The sequence below is a fragment of the uncultured Hymenobacter sp. genome, assembly GCF_964243305.1.
Classification (GTDB): domain Bacteria; phylum Bacteroidota; class Bacteroidia; order Cytophagales; family Hymenobacteraceae; genus Hymenobacter.
In genome coordinates, this window is record NZ_CAXTEF010000012.1 from 1 (window position 1) to 8379 (window position 8379).

The window sequence follows — 8379 nt, forward strand, 5'->3', positions numbered from 1 at the left end:
GCAGGGTTTGAAAATGCCGCTGCACGTCGGCCGGAATCTCTTTCACGCAGCCAAAGTCCAGCACCGCTACGGTGCCGCCGTGCTCGGCGCGCAGGAGGAAGTTGCCGGGGTGCGGGTCGGCGTGCACGGTCAGCAAGACATTGACCTGGAATTGATAAAAATCCCACAGCGCCTGCCCGATTTGATTACGCACCTCCCGGCTGGGCGCGGTCGCCAGGAACTCCGCTAAGTGCTGGCCGGGCAGCCAATCCATCGTCAGGATGCGGGCCGAGGACAGCTCCGGGTAGTAGCGCGGAAACTCCAGGTGCGGCCGGCCGGCGCAACGAGCGGCCAGGTCCTGGCCGCGGCGCAGCTCCAGGGCGTAGTCGGTTTCTTCCAGCAGCCGGGCTTCGACTTCCGCCAGGTAGGGCCGCACCTGCGCCTCATCGAGGCCCAGCACCCGCAAGGCCACGGGCTTGACCAGCGCCAAATCGGACTGAATGCTGCCCGCCACGCCCGGATACTGCACCTTCACGGCCAGCGGCCGGCCGGTTTCCTGGTGCCGCGCGAAGTGCACCTGCCCGATGCTGGCCGCCTGCCGCGCCGCCGGGTCAAACTCGGCAAACAGCTCGTGCGGCGCGCGGCCAAACGCATCCCGAAACGCCTTGCTCACCAACGGCCCCGACAAGGGCGGCGTCTGGTACTGCGCCTGCCGGAACTGCGCGGCGTAGGCCGGCGGCAGGATATTTTTCTCCATCGCCAGCATCTGGGCCACTTTCAGCACCGAGCCTTTCAGTTCGCCCAGGGCGCCAAACAGCTCGGCGGCGTTGGCCGCGTGCAAATCGTCCGTGGTTGACTCGGCGCCCACGGCTCGCCTGGCGTAGTGCTTAACGTAATTGGCGCCGACGCTCAGGCCGGTTTTGGCGAAGCGGGCGGCGCGGGCCACCTTCGTGGTCGGGATTTCATTTAACATTTATCAATTAAGAATTAACAATCGTTTTGCAGCTCTACAATTACCTTGTCAACTGATTTTTACAAATACCTCTTATAAATTATAAATCAGCGGCTTAAGGCTGTTAAATGTTAATTGATAAATGAGAATTATCGCCTGCGCTGGGCCAGAAAGCGCACGAAATCGATGGCCGAGTCGAAGGAGTTGCGGCCGACCAAATCGAAGCTCAGCGTGACGGCTTTTTCCACGGCCGCATCGGTGCGCTCGAAGTTGACGCTCTCATCCTTGGCAAAATAGCCGAGTACAAATAAGGCCTGCCGGTAGAAAAAGCGGGGGTAGCCCTGCGTGATAAAAGCGCGGCTGGCGACCTCGCCGCTGCGGCGGCCCTGGTCAAGAATCTCCAGCGCAAAGTCCTTGAACTCGCGCTCAAAATCTTCCAGCACCCGCGGCACCTGGCCCGGCATCCGGCTCAGGGAGCGGCGCAAACTCAGCAGGGCGTAGGAGCGATTTTGCTTGAGCAGCTCTAGCAGCGTGTAGTAGAAGGCAAGCAGCTTTTCGCGGGCGCCATAGGTGGCCCAAACGGGCTCCAGAGCGGCTTTTTCGCGCGCCTGCCGGCCGTAGTCAGCCCAGATGTCGCGGTCGATGGCAGCGAAGTTGGGGTAGAATTGGTAGAACTCAGCCTCGGGAATACCGAGCTTATTGGTGAAAATGTAGACTGACGCCGGGGGCTGATTTTCCAGGCGCACAAAGTCGAGATAGGCTTGCTTGATTTGGGCTTTGTCCATGCCCTGACAACCAGGCGGGGGGTAGGGAAGTTGCGGATTGGCTCGCGCCACTACCCCTGGCTCCCCTGGCGCGGGGCTGCGCCCCGTGCCGGAGGATGCACTTACGCTTGCTGCGAGGCCGCCCGGTACGCTGCGCGCAGCGTGTCGATGGCGCGCTGCCGGGCAAACTTGTGCTCCACGATGGGAGGGGGGTAGGCGGACGTGCCCAGTTCGGGAATCCAGCGCTTCACATATTCGCGGTCGGGGTCATACGTGTCGAGCTGGCTTTGGGGGCTGTAAACCCGAAACCAGGGCGCGGCCACGGCGCCGGTGCCGGCCATCCACTGCCAGTTGCCAATGTTCTGGGAGAGGTCGTAGTCCAGCAGCTTGTCGGCAAAATATTTTTCGCCCTCCCGCCAGTCCATGAGCAGGTGCTTAACCAGAAAGCCGGCCGCCGCGATGCGCGTGCGGTTGGGCAGGTAGCCTGTCGCGTTCAGCTCCCGCATCCCGGCATCGACGAGCGGGTAGCCGGTGCGGCCCTCGCACCAGGCCCGAAACTCCGCTTCATTCTCGCGGTAGGGCACGTGGCGCAGCCGGGGGTCGTAGGCTTCGCGGGCGGTGTCGGGGTAGTGCCAGAGCAGCATCATGAAGTAATCGCGCCAAATTAGCTCCTCCAGCAGCTTGGGGTTCAGCTCCTTGGCCTGCCGCATGAGCTGGCGCACGCTGATGGTGCCAAAGCGCAGCTGCACCGAGCGGCGGATGGTGCCGTTTTGCAGGGCCGGCCGGTTGCGGGTCTGGTGGTAGTTGCGCACTACCTCGTCATCGGGCAGGTCGAGGGTAGGCACAAACTGCTCGTAGCGCTCGAAGCCGACGCTTTCCAGCGTCGGGCGGGGCGGGGCCGGCACCCGCGCCAGGTTTTCAGCCTTAATTAAATTGGCTGAGGGCCGGGGCGCCAACTCCTCATCCGTGAGCTTCTCCAGCCAGGCTTTGCGGTACGAGCCGAAGACTTTCTGGGGCTGCCCATTCTTGCCCAGCACCTCGTTTTTGGCAAAAATTACCTGGTCTTTATACAGCTTGAACTCGACGCCGTAGCGCCGCAGCAAGGCTTCCACGTGGCCGTCGCGACGGGTGGCGTAGGGCTCGTAGTCCTCATTGGTGTACACGGCGGCTACCTCGTGCTCCTGCACGAGCTGCTCGATTACGTCGGCCGGCGTGCCGTAGTAAGCCAGGAAAGTGCCACCGGCCGCTTCGGTTTCCCGCGCCACGCGCTCCACCTCGTCATAGATGAACGTGAGCCGGGCATCTTTTTTATCGGGCAGGTTGTCGAGGATTTCTTTGTCGTAGATAAAGAACGGCACCACCGGAAAGCCACTTTGCAGAGCGGCGGCCAGGCCGGCGTTGTCGGGAAGGCGGATGTCGCGGCGGTGCCAGAAGAGGGTGATTTTCATACGTTTATTTCCTTTGATGGTCAAGACCGTCATGCTGAACGCAGTGAAGCATCTTGCCCGTCACTAATCTGATTGTGAGGTTCAACTGAATTACTTCCCCAAGCAAGATGCTTCACTGCGTTCAGCATGACGGTCTAATTTCACTAATGCTCTACTTCAGTTTGCCCATCCCGCCATCCACATTCATCGTCTGACCGGTGATGAAGGAGCTGTGGTCGGAGAGCAGAAACGAGACCATGTAAGCCAAATCCTGAGGCTGGCCGATGCGCTGCAGGGGGTGGCGCCTGGCGCCGGCCTCGGCTTTCTCGGGCGAGTTGAGCAGGGCGGCGGCCAGGGGGGTGTTGGTAAGCGAAGGCGCCACGGCGTTGACGCGGATGTTGTTGGCGGCATACTCGGCGGCCAGCGCGCGGGCAAGGCCCTCCACGGCGGCTTTGGCCGTGGCAATGCTGCTGTGAAAGCTCATGCCCGTATCGGCCGCCACGGTGCTGAATAAGACGACTGAGGCGCCGTCCTCGGCTTTTTTCAGGCGCTTGATTACCGCTTGCAGCACCGTGACGGCGCCCAGCACGTTCAACTCAAAATCAGCCCGGAAGTCGGCCACCGGAATGCGCTCGAAGGGCCGCAGCTTGATGCTGCCGGGGCAATACACCACGCCGTGCAGCACGTCGGGCAGCTGCTCGAAAACCGCCAAATCAGGCTGCGTGGCGTCGTAGTCAAAGTGTGTGGTTTCCAACGCCGCCAACTCCGGGCTCCGGTGCCGCGAGGCGGTGTAGAGGTGCGCGCCCAGACCGTGCAGCAGCTTGGCCGAAGCCAGCCCAATGCCCGAGGAGGCGCCAACGAGCAGGATGTTTTTGTCGGGAAAATTCATGCTGGGCTAACTAGCAGGGGTAGGGAAGGTTTTGGGCGCCGTAGCGTGGACTTTAGCTTCGCTGTCCTTCGGTTGTAGGCCGCGAGTCGAATGTTTCCCTACCCCCCCTCGCGGCCGGCAACCGAAGGACAGCGAAGCTAAAGTCCGCGCTACACCGCAAAGCCCAGCCCGCGCAGCAGCACCGCATATTCAGCCTCCGTCAAATGCCCGCCGCTGGCCTGCGGGTGGCCGTGGGCGAAATTTGCCGGCGGACTCTGGCCGGTGCGGCGGAAGGCCTCGCGCAGCAGGTCCGGGATGTGCAAAGCGCGGCTGGCGGTGCGGCCAGCTACGGCCACGCGCCCATCAGGCAGATAGCCGCGGTTGGCGCAGAGCACCACGCGGTCGGGCAGCCGCGCAATCCACTGCTGGGCGATGAGCGGGTGAATCTGGGCTGGCGAGTTGATGCTGATAACGGCCACGGGCAGCGCGTTTTCGGCCGTTTTGGGCGGAAACCTGGGTGGCAGCTTGCGGGCCGCTTGCAGCTCCTGGGCCACGGCGGCGCGGTAGCCGGCCAGCACAGCATCCTGGGTTAGCGAGCGCGGGTTGTCGTCGCGCAGCAGGTAGGTCAGCGGCCGGGCCAAGTCAAACTCGCCGGCCCGGCGCGCGGCGTTGCACAAGGCCACGGCTTCCTTGAGCCACTTGGCGGTGAACTTCTTCTTGACTTCGGCTAGTGATGGCCAAAGCGCCTGGTCGCCCAGGTCGGAGATGACGCCTAGGGCCGCCACCCAGCGCAAGTCCGTCACGTCGGTTTCGGCCGCCAGCAGCTCGTAGGCCAGCCAGGCCGAGCAGGGCACGGGCTCCAGGCCGTAGCCGGTGAGCACGGTGGCCGGCGGGGAGGGGGGTAGGCCCTCGGGAATGTGGTGGTCGACGTAGAGCACCGGCACGCCGTCGGCTTCGAGCGTGCCGCGCTCGTGCACCCCCAGGTCGGTCACGATGAGCGCGTCAGGCTTCAAAGCCAGCAAATTGCCGCGCACAGAGTTGGTCAGGAAGGCATTTTCGCCCTTGCCCGACGGCCGCACTTCCACCTGCCAACTGTCATTCAATCGTGGCAGTCCGCGCCCGAACAGCGCGCCGGCCGCCAGCCCGTCGGCATCGAAATGACAGTACACCACCACCCGGCCGCCGGCCGGAATCTGGGCGAGAAAAGCGCGGAACGGCGCCTGAAACTGGGGGTAGGCAGCGGGGGGCATAGGTGGGAGCAGAGCGCGGCGGTTGGGGCCGGCTGGCTCTGCCATACGAGGAAAATGCGAAGGCCGCTCTCTTGCGGTGGAGAAAGCAGGATTTTAGAGGCGTTGGCAGCGGCGTTGGCTGAGCTTTTTCAGGCTGGCCGCCCCAGACTGGCCTAGAAGGCGGGCTTCAGGGCGAAGGCGCCCTCGCTCAGGGCGGCAGCGGGCGCGCCGTTTCGGGCGGCAAAGTGCAGCCGGAAGGTGCCGCGCACGTAGCGGGTCGCCGGGTTCCATTCCGTCACGGTTATCTCGGCGGGCTGCGAGAGGTCCAGCTGCTGCACCGGGCCCGTCGGCTGGGTGTTGCGGCCGGCATCATAGGTGTAGAGCTGAAAGGTGGTTTCGGCCGGCCCGGGCCGGTAGCTCCCTACCCCCCGAAACCGGGTCAGCTGCCATTGCAGCGCGTGCACCACGAGGCCGGGTGCGCGCTCGTTCTGCTCGTCGGCGCTCGTGAAAATCAGGCTGGAGTCCGTCTCAAAATGAACATCCACCGGCGGATACCGTCCGCCCCCGAAAATCGAGGCAAGCACGCTGCCGGCATTGTGGGCTACCACGGGCAGCCCGTTGAGCTTGTAGGCGACCGTATTGCTATTATGCACGGGAATTTGCGGCAGAGCCGGCTCCACCTCCTCGCTCGTCAGGGTGCAGGCGGCCAGCGCGCTCAGGGCCGGCAGCAGGGCGGCCCGCCGAAGCCCGATAAAGACCAGATTACGTTTCATGCAGCGTCAGCGGGTAGGAAAGAAAGTGAGCGTGGCGAGCACGCAATAGACGATTTGTTCGGGATTAAAATCAGCCTGCCCGGTTAGTCCCAGGCGCAGCTGTTCCTTATCAAATGCCGGCGCCAGGTAGCCGATTTCCAGCGGCAAACCCAGGGCCCGGTAGTCGCGGTAGCGGTAGTAGTGGGTGCCATCGGTGCTGATGAGGCCGCTTTCGCGCAGCGTGTAGCGGTACTCCCCCAGCTGCCGCCCCCTGAGGTAAGCCAGCCCCGCCGCGCCATAGATAATAGATTGCCCGACCGCCAGCGGGTAGCCCACCAGGACCGCAACCTCGTTTTGGCGGGAGCGGGTGTTGATGTCGTCGCCGAAGAGCGTGGGCCGGGGGCCCGACTCCGGCCCCCACCACTTGCCGCGCAGCCGCCCCAAAGCCAGCCAGTGCCGGCTGAAGTAGGTGCCGTGCAGCGCCAGGCCGTTGCCGGCGCCTAGTCCAACGCCCCAGCTGGCCACTGCCGGGCGCGGGTCGGGAGGCGATTGGGCCGCGGCGGTCACGGGCAAAAGTCCAAACAGTAATCTTTTAAACAACATAATGGGTTAGCTGCGGGATTGAAATATGCCAAATATAAGTCTCGAAATTCCCGGTCTGCTTAGTGCTGCAAACCGTTTTCCGTAGCTTCGCCACGCCGTCACTTCCGCGCTTCCCTACCCCCCGCTTTCCCCATGAACATCCGCAAGCTGCTCGTCGCCAACCGGGGCGAAATTGCCATCCGCGTGCTGCGCGCCGCCACCGAGCTGGGCATCCCCACGGTGGCCGTGTACACCTACGAGGACCGCTACTCGCTGCACCGCTACAAGGCCGACGAAGCCTACCAGATTGGCCGCGACGATGAGCCGCTCAAGCCGTATCTGGACATCGAAGGGCTGCTGCGCGTGGCCCAGGAAAACGGCGCCGACGCCATCCACCCCGGCTACGGCTTCCTGAGCGAGAATGCTACGCTCTCGCGCCGCTGCCGCGAGGAAGGCATCATCTTCGTGGGTCCCAATCCTGACGTGATGGAATCTCTCGGCGATAAGGTCAGGGCCAAGGAAGTGGCCCAGCAGTGCCAGGTGCCCCAGATTGAGAGCAGCGAGGCCGAGCTGAACGACTTTGAAACCGCCCGTAGTGAGGCCCAGCGCATCGGCTACCCCGTGATGCTGAAGGCCGCCAGCGGCGGGGGGGGTAGGGGAATGCGCATCATCCGCGACGATGAGCAACTGGAAAAGGGCTTCTTCGAGGCGCGCAACGAGGCGCTCAATGCCTTCGGCGACGATACCGTGTTTCTGGAGAAGTTCGTCGAGCGCCCCAAGCACATTGAGGTGCAGCTCGTGGGCGACCAGCACGGCAACCTGGTGCACCTCTACGAGCGCGACTGCTCGGTGCAGCGGCGGTTTCAGAAGGTGGTGGAGGTGGCGCCGGCCCTGGATTTGGCCGACCATCAGCGGCATTTGCTCTACGAGTACGCGCTGCGCATCGGCCGGGCCGTGGGCTACGACAACGTGGGCACCGTCGAATTTTTGGTGAACCCGGAGCTGGACCGGATTTACTTTATCGAGGTCAACCCGCGCATTCAGGTCGAGCACACCGTGACGGAGATGATTACGGGCGTGGATTTGATTAAAACCCAGCTCTACATCGCTGCCGGCTTCAAGCTCAGCGACCCCGAAATCGGGCTGGGGCCCGACGTGGTGCCGCTGCGCTCAGGGTTCGCCGTGCAGTGCCGCATCACCACCGAAGACCCGACCAACGACTTCAAGCCCGACTACGGCACCATCGTGGCCTACCGCTCGGCGGGCGGCTTCGGCATCCGCCTCGATGAAGGCTCGGTGTACCAGGGCGCGGTTATCTCGCCGTTTTTCGACTCGCTGCTAGTCAAGGTATCGGCCCACGCCCCCACGCTCAAGGGCGCGGCCCAACGCATGCGCCGGGCGCTGGCCGAGTTTCGCGTGCGGGGCGTGAAAACCAACATTCCGTTTCTGGATAACATCGTGGCCCACCCCGAATTCCGGGCGGGCCAGGCGACCGTCGATTTTATCAAGGACCACCCGGAGCTGTTTGAGTTCAAGCCGCGGCAGGACCGCGGCACGCGCCTGCTCGGCTTCATGGGCGAGGTGATTGTCAACGGCAACCCCGACGTAAAAAATAACCTCGACCCGCGCCGGACCCTGCGCAAGCCGCGCCTGCCCACAATCGATATGCCGGCCGTCTGGCGCCTGCACACGGGCAATCAGGCGCCGAAAAACGGATGGAGAGTTTATCCGCCGGCTTCAGCCTTTGTGCCGGGCACTAAAAATAGGCTGACCGAGCTGGGCCCCGAAGGCTTTGCCAACTGGCTGCGCGCCGAGCCCCTGATTCA

Annotated in this window: 8 protein-coding genes; 1 reads left to right on the plus strand and 7 read right to left on the minus strand. The window is 63.7% G+C overall.

Features of this window, described 5'->3' with window-relative positions; all coding sequences use genetic code 11:
- From ACFE70_RS09075 to ACFE70_RS09105, 7 genes are all read right to left on the minus strand, one after another.
- Positions 1 to 952 (minus strand): ABC1 kinase family protein (locus ACFE70_RS09075; RefSeq protein ID WP_375417417.1); only part of this gene is annotated, 952 nt, incomplete at its 3' end.
- Positions 953 to 1080: 128 nt separating this feature from the next.
- On the minus strand, positions 1081 to 1716 hold the full coding sequence (locus ACFE70_RS09080; protein ID WP_375417418.1) for a TetR family transcriptional regulator C-terminal domain-containing protein: 636 nt from the start codon (positions 1714 to 1716) through the stop codon (positions 1081 to 1083).
- A gap of 101 nt (positions 1717 to 1817) precedes the next feature.
- Positions 1818 to 3143 (minus strand): cryptochrome/photolyase family protein, encoded by a 1326-nt coding sequence (locus ACFE70_RS09085; protein ID WP_375417419.1) that lies wholly within the window; start codon positions 3141 to 3143, stop codon positions 1818 to 1820.
- A 151-nt stretch (positions 3144 to 3294) separates the two neighbouring features.
- On the minus strand, positions 3295 to 4011 hold the full coding sequence (locus ACFE70_RS09090; RefSeq protein ID WP_375417420.1) for an SDR family NAD(P)-dependent oxidoreductase: 717 nt from the start codon (positions 4009 to 4011) through the stop codon (positions 3295 to 3297).
- Positions 4012 to 4160: 149 nt separating this feature from the next.
- Positions 4161 to 5240 (minus strand): DHH family phosphoesterase, encoded by a 1080-nt coding sequence (locus ACFE70_RS09095; protein WP_375417421.1) that lies wholly within the window; start codon positions 5238 to 5240, stop codon positions 4161 to 4163.
- A gap of 152 nt (positions 5241 to 5392) precedes the next feature.
- Complete coding sequence (locus ACFE70_RS09100; RefSeq protein ID WP_375417422.1) at positions 5393 to 5992, minus strand: hypothetical protein; 600 nt, start codon at positions 5990 to 5992, stop codon at positions 5393 to 5395.
- Positions 5993 to 5998: 6 nt separating this feature from the next.
- On the minus strand, positions 5999 to 6544 hold the full coding sequence (locus tag ACFE70_RS09105; protein ID WP_375417423.1) for a hypothetical protein: 546 nt from the start codon (positions 6542 to 6544) through the stop codon (positions 5999 to 6001).
- A 162-nt stretch (positions 6545 to 6706) separates the two neighbouring features.
- Here ACFE70_RS09105 and ACFE70_RS09110 point away from each other — a divergent pair.
- A partial coding sequence (locus ACFE70_RS09110) for a biotin carboxylase N-terminal domain-containing protein (RefSeq protein WP_375417424.1) occupies positions 6707 to 8379 on the plus strand: 1673 nt, incomplete at its 3' end.

Excerpts from the sequence above, each read along its gene's own strand:
- ACFE70_RS09095 (WP_375417421.1), bottom strand. The coding sequence starts at position 5,240 with ATGCCCCCCGCTGCCTACCCCCAGTTTCAGGCGCCGTTCCGCGCTTTT.
- ACFE70_RS09080 (WP_375417418.1), bottom strand. The coding sequence starts at position 1,716 with ATGGACAAAGCCCAAATCAAGCAAGCCTATCTCGACTTTGTGCGCCTG.
- ACFE70_RS09100 (WP_375417422.1), bottom strand. The coding sequence starts at position 5,992 with ATGAAACGTAATCTGGTCTTTATCGGGCTTCGGCGGGCCGCCCTGCTG.
- ACFE70_RS09085 (WP_375417419.1), bottom strand. The coding sequence starts at position 3,143 with ATGAAAATCACCCTCTTCTGGCACCGCCGCGACATCCGCCTTCCCGAC.
- ACFE70_RS09090 (WP_375417420.1), bottom strand. The coding sequence starts at position 4,011 with ATGAATTTTCCCGACAAAAACATCCTGCTCGTTGGCGCCTCCTCGGGC.